The organism is Leptothrix toolikensis (SeqCode) (assembly GCF_057922285.1).
Genome location: NZ_JBYSVC010000056.1, coordinates 1 through 16,007 on the forward strand (window position 1 = coordinate 1; position 16,007 = coordinate 16,007).

Sequence of the window (16,007 nt, forward strand, 5' to 3'; positions counted from 1 at the left end):
AGCGCTTCAAGGCGTTGCCACAGATCCATGTTCTTCACCGGCTTGCCGTCGGCCGTCTTCCAGCCGCGTTTCTTCCAGCCGTGGATCCACGTCATGATGCCGTTGCGCACGTACTCGCTGTCGGTGTGGATCGTGATGTTGCAGTTGCGCTTCAAGCTGGCCAGCGCCTCAATCACGGCGGTGAGCTCCATGCGGTTGTTGGTGGTGAGCGCCTCACCGCCAAACAGTTCCTTTTGATGGGCCCCGTTCTGAAGCCAAGCGCCCCAGCCGCCTCGGCCGGGGTTGCCCTTGCAAGCACCGTCGGTGTAGATCACCACCTCGGGGCGAGCGATCTTGGGGGGCGAAGTCGGTGCAGCAGCGGTGGAAGTCGTCATACGCGGGGGCTCAGTGGGGTTCGGAGTGAGATTGTCGCGGTGTTGTCGATGGGGTGGTGGTGGTGGTGCCGCGCCAAGTCGTGGCGGTGGCCGGCACGGGACGCAAAGGCGTGGTGCGACGTGGATGGATCAGATGCATGCCGCGCACGCGCTTGACCGCCTCGATGGCGTAGACGGCACCCAGCACCGGCCAAGCATGCGCGCCAACCCGGTCCAGCCAAGCACAACGATCCAACCAGGCTTGGCTCATAAGCGGCGGCCGGTAGCAGCCAAAGCGCTCTTGCTCAATCTCGAACCCGAGCAAATGCAACCAATCACGGACACGCCGAGGACCGATCCAAGCCGAGCGTGTCACGGCAGACACCCCATCCGGGCGCTGGCGCTGCCAAGCCCAAAGGCCCACTGGATTGAAGCCGATCAAGATGAGTCGCCCGTCAGCCATCAACACGCGTTCAGCCTCGCGCAGGGTATGGTGCGGGTCGCGCGCCAACTCCAGGGTGTGCGGCATCAGCATCAGGTCCAAGCTGGCCGAGGGGAACGGCAGGGTATCGAAGTTGGCCCGCAGCGCTGCATGGCGACTGATCGGACTGTCCTCGTCATCCACCCGCCAGCGGTGGGGCATGCGGTTGGTCCGCAGACCTTCAAGCGCCGGCCAGCCAAGCTGCACGGCATGAAAACCAAACAGATCGCCGACCCAATCGTCCATCAACGCTTGCTCCCACGCCAAGAGGTAGCGCCCCGGCGGGGTTTGGCATCCGAGGGGCAGTAAAGGGTCAATCTCTATAATCGGCGTGACTTTAGTCATGATTCCTGCATGAAACTGCTTGCCCTGCCCGCTTTCGACGACAACTACATCTGGCTGCTGCACGACGGCCAAGACGCTGTCGTGGTCGATCCGGGGGTGGCTGAACCCGTGTTGGCCGCACTGCAAGAGCATGCCTTGCGATTGGTTGCGATTCTAGTGACGCATCACCATAACGATCACATGGGTGGGTTGGATGGCTTGCGGGCCGCGCTGGGTGAGATACCGATCTACGGCCCATCGCGTGAGCGCTTAGCCGGCGTGGTCACCACCCCAGCGGATGGGCAGCATTTCAACTGGTTGGGGCTGGATTGGCGGGTGATGGATGTGCCGGGGCACACCTTGGATCACCAAGCCTATGTGGTCGATGTGCCGGATGCATCACCCCTGCTTTTTTGTGGTGACACGCTGTTTTCAGGCGGCTGTGGGCGCTTGTTCGAGGGCACGCCCGCACAGATGTTCGACAGCTTGCAGCGTCTCGTGGCTTTACCTCCTGATACGCAAATATGCTGTGCCCACGAGTACACCTTGGCCAATTTAAGGTTCGCGCAGCTTATCGAACCCGATAATGCGCACCTTGTCACCTACGTCGCACTGTGTCAGCGGCGGCGGGCAGCACGGGAAAGCACCCTGCCTGTCCGGCTCGAAACCGAGCTCAAGATCAATCCGTTCCTGCGTTGTAGCGTGCCCGCCGTGGTCGCCGCAGCCCAGGCTCATGGTGCGAACAGCGCTGATCCAGTGTCAGTGTTCGCAGCTCTACGCCAATGGAAGAACCATTTCCGATGACGTCCTGCTTTCGTCTTAAACCGCTGGCCCTCTTGCTGGGCACCGTCTTCACCCTGCTGAGCAGTCTCGGCACCGCCCACGCCGCCTTCCATCCCGAAGGTCTTGTTTCTCCCCTCCCCGCCCCCGTCCTTTCCCTCTCGGTGCCCACCCTGCTTGCGCGGCCCGAAGAGCATGCCGTAGTAGCGGCGGTTCCAGCCCTCCTAGAAGCTCCAGAAACCCTAGAGCCGCCGCCGCAGCAGCAGCAGCAGCCCCCAGCCTTGCTGTTGGCCCCGCTGTTCACCGAGATCCCGGGCTTGCTGTCCGCCCCCACGGAGCCCATCGAAACCCTGGGCGGCATCATGTCCCCGGTGGACCCGATTGATCCCAAGCGCCTGCCACATCTCAGTGATCCGAGCATCCACACCGATTTGTGGGCCCGTGTGCGCTCTGGCTTTGGCATGGGGTCGATGGGCGGGATGACAGGTTTGGTGCAGCAGCACGAACAACGCTTCACGGCCCAAGCGGATCATTTGAAGCAGGCCCTAGAGCGCGGTTCGCGTTATCTGTTTCATATCGTCGAAGAAGTTCAAAAGCGGGGCATGCCCACCGAGCTGGCCCTGTTGCCTTTCATTGAGAGCGCCTTCAACCCGCAAGCGACCTCCTCAGCGCGAGCCACCGGCATGTGGCAATTCATGGCCCATACCGGGCGCAATCTCGACTTGAAGCAAAACATGTTTCGCGACGACCGGCGTGACGTGCTGGCTTCGACCCGTGCGGCACTCGACTATTTGGTCATGCTCAAGCAGAAATTTGGCACGTGGCCCCACGCCTTGGTGGCTTACAACTGGGGCGAAGGCAATCTGCGCCATGCCCTTCAGCGCAACAGCCGGGCCGGGCGGTCCACCGATCTGGCCAGCTTGGCGATGCCCAAGGAGACACGCAACTACGTGCCCAAGCTGTTGGCGATTCGCAACGTGATCAACCGGCCGCAGAGCTACGCCTTGAGCTTGCCAGCGCTTGAGAATCACCCCTACTTTCTGAGCGTGCCAGTAACGCGTGACATGGATGTCGATTTGGTGGTTCGTTTGGCTGAATTGAGCCGCGACGAGTTCCAAAGCCTCAATCCCTCGCTGAATCGGCCGGTGATCTTGGCTGCTGGCACGCCGCAAGTGCTGCTGCCGTTCGACAATGCCGACCGCTTTCTACGCAATTTGGTGGTCTATCAAGGCGCTTTGTCGCATTGGACCGCCTGGACTGCGCCCCGCACGATGACCCCGAGTGAAGTGGCGCAACACACGGGCATGAACGAAACGGCACTGCGTGAAGTCAACAGCATTCCGCCGCGCATGTTGATTCAAGCGGGCTCCACCTTGTTGGTCGCACGCGATGCACTGCGCAGCGAAAACAACGTCTCTGAGCATTTGGCCGACAACGCTTTCATGCATCTCATGCCCGAAGCGGGTGGACGCAAACACAGCGGCAAAATCACGGGCCATGCACGGGTTGCGCATCTGCGTGAGCGCCGTGTAGCCGCTTCGTCCAGCCGGGTTAACCGGCGGCATATCGGCACAGTGGTTCGCCAACTCGCCACCAAGAACTGATGCTCAGTTCGATCCTCGCCATCAGCGTGGGTGCCTCGCTCGGCGCGGTATCACGCTGGTTGCTGGGCACCGCGCTCAACGCGCTCTTCCCCACCGTTCCCCCTGGCACCCTGGCGGCCAATTTGATCGGCGGCTACTTGATCGGTGTAGCTGTGGCCGTCTTTGCCACTCAACCCGGTCTAGCCCCCGAGTGGCGCTTGCTGGTGATCACCGGCTTCCTTGGCGGTCTGACCACCTTTTCGACCTTCTCCGCTGAGGTGGTCACGCTCCTCCAACAAGGGCGTCTCCTCTGGGCCACCAGCGCCATCGCCCTGCACCTTTTCGGCTCCCTCACCATGACCCTGCTCGGCCTGGCCACCGTCGCTTGGCTCAGACGCTGACCTTGCTTTGCACCAAAAGCCGCAGCCGTTGTTTAGAGGCATCCATGGCCAAGCGCAGTTTGTCGCGGTCTTCATCGTGGCCCACGGCGTCGCGGGCGATGGCTGTAAAGCGGGCGTAGTCGCGGTGCCATTCGATGTGCGCCTCTTCCAGCTCAGCATCACCGCCCAGACGGGCAAGGATCGGATGCAGTGGGCAGCAAGTCGCATCGGACAAGGTGCTCACGTCGATCAAATCAGTCAGGGTCGTCAGCGCTTGGCGCATCACAAACAAGCGTGCCACGTGGCGGCTGTACCAGCCGTGCAGTGAGTTGGGAAAGATCGGTGTCGGCCGGCGCTCGAAAGTTTCCATCCACGCCCCAAGATCGGCGGCGCGCATCGGCCGGGCGATGGCGTAGCCCTGAAGCAAAAGCCGGTCAAGGCTGCCGAGCATGTCGTAGATCCCGGCGGTTTCGACCCCTTCGGCCACACAGTCCAAGCCGCGCTGCTCGGCCAGCAGGGCCAAGGTGAGGATGAAATCGAGCTTGTCGAAGTTGCTTTGCAGCGGGCGCACAAAGCTCTGATCAATCTTGATGCCGGTGATTGGCAAGGTCGCCAGCCGCAGCAGCGAAGACTCCCCCGAGCCCACGTCGTCAAGCAGGATCGAGAAGCCAGCGTCACGCAGAGCGCGCAAGGCGTCGAGCATCAACGGGTCATCGGTCAAGGCTGATTCGATGATCTCGAAGCCGATGCGCCGCGCGTCGCCCCCCAGACGCGCGACGCGCTCGGGCAGGCTAAGCAGCCAGTCGGTTTGGCGCATCACTTCGGTGGGCAAATTCACGCTGGCATGCACGCCGGCCAACTCGGGCCGCGCCATGTCTTCGATGCTCTTGGCCAAGGTGGCCTCAAACAGGTCGAGCAACTGAGTGGCACCGAAGGCCGCCAAGAACTTATCAGGCGAGATGATGCTGGCATCGTCGCCAGCGCCGTTTTGCAGCCGCGCCAGCGCCTCGACCTTCACCACCCGTTGTTGGCGTGGGTCCACGATGGGCTGGTAATGCATCTTGACGCGCCCTTGGGCCAGCAAGTGGCGGTAATGCAGCCCGTCGCTCAACCGATGCCGCCGCTTGCCACCGTGACGCGCCAGCCCTTCCATGGTCATGCCGATTTGATCGGCCAGACGTTGCCAGTAGCGCTGCTGGGTGGGGTTGGCAAAGTGGCCCGGCCAGCGGCTGAAGACAAACAAACAGGCATCCGGCGCACCCTGAGCGCTGCGGGTCGGCCACAAGCCCATCGAGCGAACCCCTAGGCGCTCGCACTCGGCTTGCAGCTCAGGCGTCAACAACTCGGTCTGCGCCACACTCGCAATGACCAGCGGCTTTTCGTCAAACCACGCTTGTTGCAGATAAGGTGCGGCCACCGTCGGATAGACGCCCTCTTCGGCGTCGTACAGCACCTGCCCTGTGGCCAGCAAATGGCGATAGGTGCCGTTGCGGATACCGCCCAGCGCCACACCCACCACCTCGCCTTGATCCTGCACCGTGGCCAGCACCTGTTGAACGTAATCCAGCACATGACTGGCCTCGTAGCCCAGCATCACCACATCTTCCAGCAAGGCCAAGCGGGCGTGTTCCCACTGCGCAAAGGCGTCGAGCTGGCCGATAAGATCGTGTTGAAAGCGCTGGTTGAGCACCAGATGCAACGGCAAATGACTCTGCAAAACCGCAGGATCTTCGGCCACCAAACCTTCACCGATGGTTTGGGCATAGAGCAGCGAAGCATCGCTCAACATACCCAGCGACAAGCCCACATTCACATGGCGCATGCCCACAGCCACCGCGAGGCGGTGGTGCTCCTCGGCGGTCAAATCCGGGGCCAGAATCGCTTCCAAATGCCGCCGCTGCGCATCGCGTAGATGGCTCATTTCGGCCGGGGCGAGCCAATGCAGCACCTTTGCCGCCTCGGGCTTGGTCATCAAGCGGCGGTAAAACAGCTCGACCACATGCTCGACAAAACGCGCCAAACTCGGCTGAAAATCGCTCAACAACGCACCCGCCTGCGGCCCGTAGGCCCCCACCGACCACGATGTTTGGCTGGATTGGCCCGTTTCAGCGGTTTTCTCTTCAGCGGTGCTGACCATGGCGGACTCACTCAAGATGTGTTGACCAACCCGAAGTAGACAACACATCTCAAAACGTAACCCCCATTCAGCTCAAACGATCCCCCAAAGCGATGGGAACAACGATCAGTCAGCGGGGTTGCGGCATATTTGAGGCCTTCTTGAGGGAGAGGGTTCTCATGGATGACATCACGCCTAGCGATCTGAAATCGATCCTGCATTCAAAGCGCGCCAACATCTATTACTTGGAGCATTGCCGAGTGCTGGTCAATGGTGGTCGGGTCGAGTACGTGACCGAAAAAGGTCAGCGCTCGCTGTACTGGAACATTCCGATCGCTAACACCACCACCGTGCTTTTGGGTACAGGCACTTCGCTGACCCAAGCGGCCATGCGTGAATTGGCCAAAGCAGGCGTTTTGGTGGGGTTTTGCGGCGGCGGCGGTACACCGCTGTTTGCCAGCACCGAGATGGATCTGGACATCGCTTGGTTGTCGCCCCAGAGCGAGTACCGGCCGACGGAATACCTCCAGCACTGGGTGCGTTTTTGGTTCGACGATGCTCTGCGCCTTGAAGCGGCCAAAGCTTTTCAGCGGATTCGGCTGGAGCAAGTGCGACAGTCTTGGAGCCGCAACCCTCGGCTCAAGGCGCAACATTTCGAACCCGATATATCGGGATTGGATGCGTTGTTGACCGCCTCATTGCAAGCCATCGCATCCGCACCGGATCACATGAACTTGCTGACCGAAGAGGGCCGCCTCACCAAGCAGCTCTATCGGCTGGCAAGCCAAGCCACGAAGTACGGTGAGTTCGTGCGCAGCCAGCGCGGCCAAAGCACCGACAACGCCAACCAGTTTCTTGATCACGGCAACTACTTGGCCTATGGCTTGGGGGCGACCGCCACATGGGTGCTGGGTTTGCCGCACGGTTTGGCGGTTTTGCATGGCAAAACACGTCGGGGCGGATTGGTGTTTGATGTGGCCGATCTGGTCAAGGATGCGGTGATCCTGCCTCAAGCCTTTATCTCAGCCATGCGCGGCGACAGCGAGCAAGAGTTTCGCCAAGCGTGTATCGAAACCCTGACCCGCAGCGAATCACTCGATTTCATGATCGACACCTTGAAGGCCGTGGCCACCAAGATCGGGCGACAGGCTCAAGAGCACCATGAAAAGGCGACGTCATGAACATCTTGCTCATCTCGGAGTGCGACAAGCGAGCCTTGACGGAAACGCGCCGCGTCTTGGATCAGTTTGCTGAACGGCGCGGCGAGCGCACTTGGCAAACCCCCATCACCCAAGACGGACTGGACACCCTGCGCCGACTGCTGAAGAAAACAGCCCGCAAAAACACAGCGGTGGCGTGTCACTGGATTCGGGGCTTGGATCACAGCGAACTGCTTTGGATCGTGGGTGATGCCAGTCGTTTCAGCAGCCAAGGTGCGGTACCGACCAACACCACCACCCGCAACATCCTGCGCCGCCAGGACGAGAACGACTGGCACAGTGGGGAAGACATCCACCTGCTGACCGGGCTGGCCGCCTTGTTGCACGACCTCGGCAAAGCCAGCGCCGCTTTTCAAGCGCGCTTGCGGGGTGAGATGGGCTTGGAGCGCAACCAATATCGGCATGAATGGGTCTCGCTGCGCCTGTTCGAGGCTTTTGTGGGTGAAGACAGCGATGCGGTCTGGCTGGCTCGACTGGCGGACCCTCAGCCCACGGACGATGCTGCTTGGCTGGGGCGCTTACAACGCGATGGACTCGATAGCCATGTCACAGCGCCCTTTGCCAAACTGGCCCATGCGCCACTGGCTCAAGCGATTGGCTGGCTGGTGGTGACCCACCATCGCTTGCCCATGTTGCCCAGCGGGGAAACGTTCCAACGCAGCTGGTTGGACAACGTGCTGCTGCGGATCGACGCCCATTGGAACGAAACACCCAGCAGCCAAGATCCCAAGGTCATCACACCGTACTGGCATTTCGAGCATGGCTTGCCGGTCACGACCGCGCTGTGGCGCAAACGGGCACAGCGATTGGCGCAGCGACTGCTCAAGCTGTACGCGCTACGCAGCAGCAACGCTCAAGCACCAAATGAGTGGCTGGGAAACCCCTATGTGATGCACGTCTCACGGCTGTGCCTGATGCTGGCCGACCATCACTACTCCAGCCTCACAGCGCAGGTCAAAGGACAGAGGAATCCTGAACGGATTCAGGGGACGCCGGGCTATCCGCTCTATGCCAATACCGAAGGCGGCTCAGGCAAGTCCAGCACGTTCAATCAAACCTTGGACGAACACCTTTTGGGTGTCACCCAGCACAGCTGTGAAGTGACGTTGGCCCTGCCCCGTTTTGAAGATCATCTGGCCCGACTGGCGCGCCACAAGGGCTTGCGCAAGCGCTCGCAGGACGAACGCTTCCGTTGGCAGGACAAGGCCGCTGAAATGGCCTCTGGCATGCAAAAGCGCTCCCGCCAACACGGCGCATTCATCGTCAACATGGCCTCGACCGGCTGCGGCAAAACCCTCGCCAATGCGCGGATCATGTACGCGCTGGCCGATCCTGAGCAAGGCATGCGCTGCGCTTTTGCCATGGGTTTGCGGACCTTGACGCTCCAAACCGGGCGAGCTTTTCGGGATCTGCTGAACTTGAGCGATGACGACTTGGCCATCCGCGTCGGGGGTTCAGCCAGCAGAGCCTTGTTTGAGCATCACGAACAGCAAGCCGAAGCCAGCGGTTCCGCCTCCAGTCAAAAACTCTTGGATGAAGACAGCCATGTGGTTTTTGAAGGCAACGACGACACCCATCCCCTCCTGCGACGGGTGATGCACGACCCGCAGGTGCGCGCCATGCTGAGTGCGCCGGTGCTGGTTTGCACCATTGATCACCTCACGCCTGCCACCGAAAGCTCACGCGGTGGTCATCAAATCGCCCCCATGTTGCGGCTCATGAGCAGTGACTTGGTGCTGGATGAACCGGACGACTTTGACCTCAGCGACTTGCCTGCCCTGACACGGCTGGTGCATTGGGCTGGTCTGTTGGGGGCACGGGTGCTGTTGTCCTCAGCCACCTTGCCCCCAGCCTTGGTGCAAGGCCTGTTCGAGGCTTATCACCATGGCCGCCAACATTTCGAGCGCAACCGGGGTGAGCACGCTGGGGCTCGTCCGCCCGAGATTTGCTGCGCGTGGGTGGATGAGTTCACCCAAGCTCAGACCGACTGCGCTGATCTGAACGCCTTCACCGTGGCGCATCAGGGCTTTACCGCCAAGCGGCAACAGCGCCTCGCCAGTGCCGAAGTACGCCGCCGCTGCACCTTGGCTGCGCTGGATTTAAGCCGCTTGAAACGCAGTGACCATGCCACTCGTTTTGCCCAACTCGCCCGCGAGGCCGCCCTCGCGCTGCACAGCGAGCACCACAGCACCGACCCGCAAAGCGGCAAACGGGTCAGCTTTGGTCTGATCCGCATGGCCAACATTGAGCCGCTGGTGGATGTGGCGCTGGCGCTTTACCAACAAGGTGCGCCCGAGGGTCTGCGCATTCATCTCTGCACCTATCACTCACAGTTTCCGCTGTTGATCCGCTCCACCATCGAGCAACAACTCGACCAAGCCTTGAATCGCCGTCAGCCTGAGGCGGTGTTTGCTCTGCCAGACATCCGCCAGCGACTCGATACGTCCCCGGAAACCGATCAACTCTTCATCGTGCTGGGCTCACCCGTGACCGAAGTCGGCCGAGATCATGACTACGACTGGGCCGTGGTGGAACCCTCTTCGATGCGCTCGCTGATCCAGCTTGCTGGCCGCGTGCGACGGCATCGCTCCGGCGCATGCCTCACACCCAACTTGCGGGTGTTTGATAGCAACCTGCGCCATTTTCACAACCCCCAACAATCACCCCAACAGCCACCCCAAGAGCCCGCGTTTTGCAAACCCGGCTTTGAGACCAAAAACTCGCTGTTGAGCTCGCACACCCTGACCACCCTGCTGGCCCCCCACGAGCGCGATGTGATCAACGCCATCCCTCGCATTCAAGCCCCCGTCAAACCCGAACCCAAACATCGTTTGGTGGATCTCGAACACGTTCGGATCGAAGCCACGATGCGCTTGAAGGCAGGCCTATGGTGGTCACTACCGCCCAAAGACGCCCTGCTCACTGCCGTTCTGCCCCAACATCAGCCCTTCCGCCATGACCCGGTGCCCAAGGTCGATCTGACACTGAACCCCGTGGAAGACGAGACCGATTACGAGCTGGTGCAGTGGATGAAGAAAAAAGGTGGCCGCCATGGCGAGGCCATGTCGGTGAAGGTGGAGAAGGCCAAGAATCACCGCATTCCTGACACTCAGGTCGAAGGCCCACGCATCAGCCCCTGGGGCATCACCGACTACATGCAAGCCTTGACCGCACTGGCCGCTGAGATGGATATGCCGCTGACAACGTGCGCCACCAAATTCGGCACGGTGACCCTGCCTGACCACGACAACGGCTGGCGCTTCCACCCCGCCCTTGGGTTCACGAAGAACAAGTGAGGCGACTGCGATGCGACTTACCCCGCCGCATCGCTGGAGCCGTCATCCAAGTTCATAGCCACGCGCCTGAGCGCAGGCAAGACGGTTTCGCATGCCTTTCATGCTGCGCCACGGCACCTCCGGATGCATCACGGCAAAGGCTTCATGCTGGTGAAGGATCTTGGTGACAAGCCTCACCCAGAATGACCAAATTCAGAATGACCGCTTGCTGCGTACGTTTGTCGCTCAGGAAGTCAGTCTTATTCAACCCTTCAAGATAGATGCATGCCTGCTGAGCAGCTTCCAACATGTGATCGATGTAATCGATCAAGCGGTGAGAAACGGTCATACAGGTCGCGCTTCGGCCAGCACACTGTCACGGAACTTGGCGGGCAAGTCCTGTGGGGTCAACAGATCGACCGAAATACCCAGCAGTTCTTCCAAGGCGACTTGAAGGCATCCAAGGTCAAATAAGGTGGTGCCCGGCCAAGCATCCACCAATAAATCAAGGTCGCTGCCCTCGGCATCCTGCCCATGAAGGACCGAGCCAAAGACACGCGGATTGGCGACGGCGAAATGGCTGGCAACCTCGCGAATATCAGCGCGGTGCTGCTGTAGGGCGATGGAAGGCTTCATAGGGCGCTCATGATGATTTATAAAGCTGACTCTAGCAATCACGGGGAGGAACCTGGATGCCCAACACCGATCACCAACGGCAGGCAGAACTGCGCACTGTCATCCAAGACTTCTTGACGAAGCGGCTTGATACGCAGCTTGAGAAACTCAAAGGTGACGAGGAAAAAACCGTCCTTGAACGACAAAAGAAGCGTGATCGCTTCAACCGAAGCGTGTGGCTGAGCAGCGCGGCGCAACGCGTGTCGCGGATTCAGTTGGTCACCCACACCGTTAAAGCCGTTCATCCAGACCCAAAGGTTTATGAAGCCACGAATCTTTACGTCACACCGAACACCATGTCTCGGCATGGTCTCGTCGGGAGTCATGTTCTAGGTGAGCGGTTTAATGACGATGCGACGGGCGATGCCGCAGCCTTGGATGTCTTTGCCTTTTTGACCTTGGAGTTTCACGGTCAAACGCTGCTGGATCTGGTTCGTCGTAGAGATGCCGACTTGATGGCAGCCTTCAGCGACGAACCTGCTGAAGGTGAAGCATGGCTTGATGCCTTTGCCCGTATAGAAACCCTTCGATGCAAAGTTCCAAGCTCCCACACCTTGGCCAAGCAGCTTTACTGGTTGACGGGCACAGACCCGCATGACGATGCGAGTTACCGGCTTCTGGCACCGCTCTACGCCAGCTCACTGGCGCACCGGGTGTATGAAACCTTGCAAGACGACCGCTTTAGCGACGCGGCCAAGGCTGCGCGTGAGGCAAAAAAGGCCGGTACGTTCAGCGAACGGGCGGTGCATGAATACCCACAACTCGCCATTCAGCAGCTTGGGGGCACCAAACCGCAGAACATCAGCCAGCTCAACAGCGAACGGCGCGGCAACAACAACTTGCTGGCGTCCCTACCGCCCGTTTGGCGCTCGGCTGAGATTCAGCCGTTGCTGAAAACAGAGTCAATGTTTCACCGCTACAGCCGTCGGCCCGAGGTGAAACAAAACCTCAAGGCTTTGTTGGCTTTTTTGAAATCCGACCCAGCACGCAACCTTGCCACCCGCCAGCGTCGGGACGAATGGGTCAGTGCCTTGATCGATGATTTTTTGCAATTCACGGCCGAACTGCGCAGCCTGCCAGCGGGGTGGAGCCAGTCGCCCGATTGCCATTTGAGCGACGCTGAAACCCGTTGGCTGGACCCCGCAGGTTGCGCCCAAGCGGATGCCGCCCTAGAACGCCCCACGCCCATCACACCTGCTGACACGGCTGAGCGCATCAGCCGTGCCTTTGCCAACTGGCTCAACGCGCAACTGCTCAACCCCTTGCCCATGGGTGACCCGGAATTCATAGCCTGGCGCAACGAGATGCAAGAGCTGATCCAAGAAGACGAACGGGAGGGTCGCGATGCTGACTGAACAGAACGAGGCCCAAGCACTGCTGGTTTTGCCGCGCTTGCGGGTGCAAAACGCCAACGCCATTTCCAGCCCGATGACCTGGGGCTTTCCGGCCATCACAGCCTTCATGGGGTTCATGACGGCGCTAGAACGCAAGCTGGGCCGTGCAGCGGGTATCAGCTTTCACGGTGTCGGTGTGATCTGCCACGGCTTTGAGCCGCAGGTGGCCCATGGTGGCTACACCCGCAGCTTCAACCTGACGCGCAACCCGGTGTTGCAAGACGGCAGCACCGCCGCCATCGTGGAAGAAGGCCGGGTCCATCTGGACGTGACGTTGGTGTTTGATGTGCGCCTTGACTCTGCGCTGATCGCAGAGACCGAACGCCGCCGACTGGCTGCTGAGATCCATGAACAAGTCGCCGGCATGCGCCTGGCGGGCGGCAGTGTGATGCCACCGCTACCCGGTGCTTTTCAACGCCCACCCCGTGCGCAATTGGTCACCCAACACACCCAACACCTACGCCGTTTAAGCCGCCACTGGTTGCCCGGTTTTGCCCTGGTGTCACGCGACGATCTGTTGCAGACCCGGCTTGCTGAGCTACAAACCCAGCAACCCGAGGCCACGGTGCTGGATGCTTGGCTGGATCTGTCCCGTCTGAACCACCGCGCCACCGCAGAAGCCGATCAGGTGACGTGGGCCATGGATAAACGCGAAGGTTGGCTGGTGCCGATCCCCGTGGGTTTTGCTGCTTTATCGGCGCTACACCCCTCCGGCACGGTGGCAGGGGTGCGCGATGCCAGCGTACCTTTCCAATTTGTGGAGTGCGTCTACAGCATCGGCCAATGGGTCAGCCCGCACCGCATCCAAGACATCGACCGGCTGATGTGGCGAACCCACTTTGACGACACCACCGGGCTGTACCGCTGCGTCAACGCTTATCAGCCCCCGTCTACGCCCGCTGCGTACAACCCCGAGACCGATCTCGATTCCTACATTGACTAAATCCAAGGAGTTTTTTCATGGCTACAACCTCTGCAACGCTCAAAACAGCTTCCGTCTTGGCCTTTGAGCGCAAGCTCGATCCATCGGATGCGCTGTTCTTTGCGGGTTCATGGAATGAACGCGCTGCCAGCTCAGGCTGGCCAGCGGTGGTGGTGCGGGAGAAGTCGGTGCGCGGCACCATCTCGAACCGCCTGAAGACCAAAGATCAAGACCCCGCCAAGCTCGATGCCGCCATCGAAAGCCCCAACCTGCAAACGGTGGACGTGGCGATGTTGCCCAGCGATGCCGACACGCTCAAAGCAAGTTTCACCTTGCGGGTGCTGGGTGGCGCGGGGACGCCCTCGGCGTGCAACAACGCCGACTACCAACGCAAGTTGCTGGGCACGGTCGCGGGCTATGTCCAAGCTCAAGGCTTTGGTGAGTTGGCTCGGCGTTATGCCCACAACCTGGCCAATGGCCGTTTCCTCTGGCGCAACCGTGTGGGGGCCGAACAAGTCGAAGTTCATGTGTCGGAATGGGTCGATGGCCAAGCGGCACGCACGTGGATTTTTGATGCCTTGGCGCTCTCGTTGCGCCACTTTGAAGCCTCAAGCCCCACCGCAGACGCTGCGCTGGCCGAATTGACCCAACTGATCAGCGATGGTCTAGCAGGCAGCCGCCATGTGCTGCTGCAAATCACCGGCTTTGTGCGTGCCGGTGCGGGGCAAGAAGTGTTTCCTTCGCAGGAACTCATCCTCGACAAAGAAAAGACCAAGAAGAGCAAGACGCTCTACACAGTGGCGGGCATCGCCGGGATGCACTCGCAAAAACTGGGCAACGCTCTGCGCACCATCGACACCTGGTACCCCGGCGCTGGCGAAGGCGAGTTGGGACCGATTGCAGTCGAGCCCTACGGCTCGGTCACGACCCAAGGCAAGGCCTATCGGCAACCCAAGGAAAAGGCTGATTTCTACACTTTGCTTGACGGCTGGCTGATCAAAGACCAAGTGCCCACGCCTGCGCAACAGCACTTTGTGATGGCCACGCTGATTCGCGGTGGCGTGTTCGGTGACGCAGGCAAGGACTAAGACCATGGACCACCACGTCGATCTCGACTTGCTGGCGGACCCCGAATTTGCGCCCCATCAGCTGATGAATGCGCTGTTTGCCAAGTTGCACCGCGCCTTGGTGGCGCAGGGCAGTACAGACATCGGGGTGAGTTTTCCGGGGGTGGAGCCCAAAGCACCGCACTTGGGGCACCGCCTACGCCTGCATGGCAGCCAAGCCGCCTTGAAGGCGCTGATGGCAACTTCTTGGCTCACAGGTATGCGTGACCACGTTGAACAAGGCGCAGTCACGGCAGTGCCTACGGATGCTCAACACCGCGTGGTGCGCCGTGTACAGGTTCAAAGCAACCCCGAACGACTGCGCCGCCGTTTGATGCGCCGCCAAGGCTTGGACCCCCAAGCCGCCCTCGCCCGCATTCCCGACGCCGCTGCCGAATGGCTTGATTTGCCCTACGTGACGCTGCGCAGCACCAGCACCGGGCAAAGCTTCCCGCTCTACATCGACCACGGCCCCCTGCTGCCCTCCCCTCGACCAGGCCCCTTCAACGCCTACGGCCTCAGCCCCACCGCCACCGTGCCTTGGTTCTGACCCTTTTCCAGCCCCATCCCTCAAGTTCCTTAAAAATCAACAACTTAGCGGTGCCCCCAAAATTTTGGGCACCGCGCCTCTTTGTGCAAAAATGCGTTCCGCATCAAGCACTTGCTTGCCAAAGCGTCTAGTTATCTGCCGGGTAGGCAGCTTAGAAAATAAGGGCCGTAGTTCGGCCCGCTTCCGCAAGGTTATCTGCCGGGTAGGCAGCTTAGAAAGTTGCTCGTCGTAATAATGCTGAGGCTGCCATGTTATCTGCCGGGTAGGCAGCTTAGAAAGCTCTTGATAGCCAAAAACCGCGTTATCTGTCGTTATCTGCCGGGTAGGCAGCTTAGAAATAGCACAGTTATATCAAGAAGAAGCCTGTGCCGTTATCTGCCGGGTAGGCAGCTTAGAAAGACCACTGCGCGGCTGGCTTGATCTGATCGCGGTTATCTGCCGGGTAGGCAGCTTAGAAAGCGCACATCCGACGAGGCATGCTTGATCATGCGTTATCTGCCGGGTAGGCAGCTTAGAAAATGCGTCAGACCCCGATGTAAAGCGGAGACGAGTTATCTGCCGGGTAGGCAGCTTAGAAATTATAGCGACACTCAACAGCAAATATGAGCTAGTTATCTGCCGGGTAGGCAGCTTAGAAAAGCAAAGCGACAGTACCAAGACCTCCGCCGCCGTTATCTGCCGGGTAGGCAGCTTAGAAATTCGAGGCCCCGATGTCCTCAAAATACTGCTTGTTATCTGCCGGGTAGGCAGCTTAGAAATAAGCATCGCCCGGCTTGTCGATTCGACGTGCGTTATCTGCCGGGTAGGCAGCTTAGAAATTGCAGGTTCACCAAGATTTGCTGCTGCTG

The 16,007-nt window shown here is 60.2% G+C and carries 15 protein-coding genes and 1 CRISPR repeat array; of the genes, 9 read left to right on the forward strand and 6 right to left on the reverse strand.

The features are described from left to right. The coding region (gene rnhA / locus AC3VI7_RS09080; protein WP_489671469.1) for a ribonuclease HI at positions 1 to 374 on the reverse strand (374 nt) is incomplete at its 3' end. A 10-nt stretch (positions 375 to 384) separates the two neighbouring features. Beyond that, positions 385 to 1,179: a class I SAM-dependent methyltransferase gene (locus tag AC3VI7_RS09085; RefSeq protein ID WP_489668979.1), complete on the reverse strand. Its 795-nt coding sequence runs from the start codon at positions 1,177 to 1,179 to the stop codon at positions 385 to 387. Positions 1,180 to 1,188: 9 nt separating this feature from the next. On the opposite strand from AC3VI7_RS09085, the gene gloB reads away from it, so the two are divergent. Genes gloB through crcB form a run of 3 tightly spaced genes read left to right on the forward strand, consistent with a single transcriptional unit; the run spans position 1,189 to position 3,922 of the window. Beyond that, the gene (gene gloB, locus AC3VI7_RS09090; protein ID WP_489668980.1) at positions 1,189 to 1,962 is read left to right on the forward strand and encodes a hydroxyacylglutathione hydrolase; all 774 of its coding nucleotides are present in this window, start codon (positions 1,189 to 1,191) and stop codon (positions 1,960 to 1,962) included. Continuing rightward, positions 1,959 to 3,542 carry a transglycosylase SLT domain-containing protein gene (locus tag AC3VI7_RS09095; RefSeq protein WP_489668981.1) on the forward strand — a complete coding sequence of 528 codons (1,584 nt, stop codon included), beginning with the start codon at positions 1,959 to 1,961 and terminating at the stop codon, positions 3,540 to 3,542. The genes gloB and AC3VI7_RS09095 overlap by 4 nt, the downstream gene beginning before the upstream one ends. Next, on the forward strand, positions 3,542 to 3,922 hold the full coding sequence (gene crcB, locus AC3VI7_RS09100) for a fluoride efflux transporter CrcB (protein ID WP_489668982.1): 381 nt from the start codon (positions 3,542 to 3,544) through the stop codon (positions 3,920 to 3,922). The genes AC3VI7_RS09095 and crcB overlap by 1 nt, the downstream gene beginning before the upstream one ends. Here the strand turns inward: crcB and AC3VI7_RS09105 are convergent. Beyond that, a complete protein-coding gene (locus tag AC3VI7_RS09105) occupies positions 3,912 to 6,086 on the reverse strand; it encodes an EAL domain-containing protein (protein WP_489671470.1) in 2,175 nt (724 codons plus the stop codon). The two genes, crcB and AC3VI7_RS09105, sit on opposite strands and share 11 nt — an antisense overlap. 110 nt (positions 6,087 to 6,196) lie before the next feature. On the opposite strand from AC3VI7_RS09105, the gene cas1f reads away from it, so the two are divergent. Continuing rightward, a complete protein-coding gene (gene cas1f / locus AC3VI7_RS09110) occupies positions 6,197 to 7,198 on the forward strand; it encodes a type I-F CRISPR-associated endonuclease Cas1f (protein WP_489671173.1) in 1,002 nt (333 codons plus the stop codon). Then, the gene (gene cas3f / locus AC3VI7_RS09115) at positions 7,195 to 10,533 is read left to right on the forward strand and encodes a type I-F CRISPR-associated helicase Cas3f (protein ID WP_489671174.1); all 3,339 of its coding nucleotides are present in this window, start codon (positions 7,195 to 7,197) and stop codon (positions 10,531 to 10,533) included. Before cas1f ends, cas3f begins: the two co-directional genes overlap by 4 nt. A 142-nt stretch (positions 10,534 to 10,675) precedes the next feature. Here cas3f and AC3VI7_RS09120 read toward each other — a convergent pair whose 3' ends face one another. Genes AC3VI7_RS09120 through AC3VI7_RS09130 form a run of 3 tightly spaced genes read right to left on the reverse strand, consistent with a single transcriptional unit; the run spans position 10,676 to position 11,513 of the window. Beyond that, positions 10,676 to 10,861: a HepT-like ribonuclease domain-containing protein gene (locus AC3VI7_RS09120; protein WP_489671175.1), complete on the reverse strand. Its 186-nt coding sequence runs from the start codon at positions 10,859 to 10,861 to the stop codon at positions 10,676 to 10,678. Then, entirely contained in the window at positions 10,858 to 11,148 is a 291-nt protein-coding gene (locus AC3VI7_RS09125) for a nucleotidyltransferase family protein (protein ID WP_489671176.1), read from the reverse strand. The genes AC3VI7_RS09120 and AC3VI7_RS09125 overlap by 4 nt, the downstream gene beginning before the upstream one ends. A gap of 38 nt (positions 11,149 to 11,186) precedes the next feature. Beyond that, the gene (locus tag AC3VI7_RS09130; RefSeq protein WP_489671472.1) at positions 11,187 to 11,513 is read right to left on the reverse strand and encodes a hypothetical protein; all 327 of its coding nucleotides are present in this window, start codon (positions 11,511 to 11,513) and stop codon (positions 11,187 to 11,189) included. On the opposite strand from AC3VI7_RS09130, the gene csy1 reads away from it, so the two are divergent. Genes csy1 through cas6f form a run of 4 tightly spaced genes read left to right on the forward strand, consistent with a single transcriptional unit; the run spans position 11,403 to position 15,159 of the window. After that, on the forward strand, positions 11,403 to 12,542 hold the full coding sequence (gene csy1, locus AC3VI7_RS09135; protein ID WP_489671471.1) for a type I-F CRISPR-associated protein Csy1: 1,140 nt from the start codon (positions 11,403 to 11,405) through the stop codon (positions 12,540 to 12,542). The genes AC3VI7_RS09130 and csy1 overlap by 111 nt on opposite strands. After that, positions 12,532 to 13,524 carry a type I-F CRISPR-associated protein Csy2 gene (gene csy2, locus AC3VI7_RS09140; protein WP_489671178.1) on the forward strand — a complete coding sequence of 331 codons (993 nt, stop codon included), beginning with the start codon at positions 12,532 to 12,534 and terminating at the stop codon, positions 13,522 to 13,524. The genes csy1 and csy2 overlap by 11 nt, the downstream gene beginning before the upstream one ends. A 17-nt stretch (positions 13,525 to 13,541) precedes the next feature. After that, a complete protein-coding gene (gene csy3 / locus AC3VI7_RS09145) occupies positions 13,542 to 14,591 on the forward strand; it encodes a type I-F CRISPR-associated protein Csy3 (RefSeq protein ID WP_489671179.1) in 1,050 nt (349 codons plus the stop codon). A gap of 4 nt (positions 14,592 to 14,595) precedes the next feature. Next, on the forward strand, positions 14,596 to 15,159 hold the full coding sequence (cas6f, locus tag AC3VI7_RS09150; protein WP_489671180.1) for a type I-F CRISPR-associated endoribonuclease Cas6/Csy4: 564 nt from the start codon (positions 14,596 to 14,598) through the stop codon (positions 15,157 to 15,159). A 130-nt stretch (positions 15,160 to 15,289) separates the two neighbouring features. Continuing rightward, a CRISPR array of direct repeats spans positions 15,290 to 15,977; the repeat unit is 28 nt; unit sequence GTTATCTGCCGGGTAGGCAGCTTAGAAA. Positions 15,978 to 16,007 lie beyond the last annotated feature (30 nt).

What these genes read in the sequence shown, in the direction of transcription:
- AC3VI7_RS09120 (WP_489671175.1), bottom strand. Translation starts at nt 10,861, where the DNA reads ATGACCGTTTCTCACCGCTTGATCGATTACATCGATCACATGTTGGAA.
- csy2 (WP_489671178.1), top strand. Translation starts at nt 12,532, where the DNA reads ATGCTGACTGAACAGAACGAGGCCCAAGCACTGCTGGTTTTGCCGCGC.
- csy3 (WP_489671179.1), top strand. Translation starts at nt 13,542, where the DNA reads ATGGCTACAACCTCTGCAACGCTCAAAACAGCTTCCGTCTTGGCCTTT.
- AC3VI7_RS09085 (WP_489668979.1), bottom strand. Translation starts at nt 1,179, where the DNA reads ATGACTAAAGTCACGCCGATTATAGAGATTGACCCTTTACTGCCCCTC.
- crcB (WP_489668982.1), top strand. Translation starts at nt 3,542, where the DNA reads ATGCTCAGTTCGATCCTCGCCATCAGCGTGGGTGCCTCGCTCGGCGCG.
- cas3f (WP_489671174.1), top strand. Translation starts at nt 7,195, where the DNA reads ATGAACATCTTGCTCATCTCGGAGTGCGACAAGCGAGCCTTGACGGAA.
- gloB (WP_489668980.1), top strand. Translation starts at nt 1,189, where the DNA reads ATGAAACTGCTTGCCCTGCCCGCTTTCGACGACAACTACATCTGGCTG.
- cas1f (WP_489671173.1), top strand. Translation starts at nt 6,197, where the DNA reads ATGGATGACATCACGCCTAGCGATCTGAAATCGATCCTGCATTCAAAG.
- AC3VI7_RS09130 (WP_489671472.1), bottom strand. Translation starts at nt 11,513, where the DNA reads ATGACTCCCGACGAGACCATGCCGAGACATGGTGTTCGGTGTGACGTA.
- cas6f (WP_489671180.1), top strand. Translation starts at nt 14,596, where the DNA reads ATGGACCACCACGTCGATCTCGACTTGCTGGCGGACCCCGAATTTGCG.
- AC3VI7_RS09125 (WP_489671176.1), bottom strand. Translation starts at nt 11,148, where the DNA reads ATGAAGCCTTCCATCGCCCTACAGCAGCACCGCGCTGATATTCGCGAG.
- AC3VI7_RS09105 (WP_489671470.1), bottom strand. Translation starts at nt 6,086, where the DNA reads ATGTGTTGTCTACTTCGGGTTGGTCAACACATCTTGAGTGAGTCCGCC.
- AC3VI7_RS09095 (WP_489668981.1), top strand. Translation starts at nt 1,959, where the DNA reads ATGACGTCCTGCTTTCGTCTTAAACCGCTGGCCCTCTTGCTGGGCACC.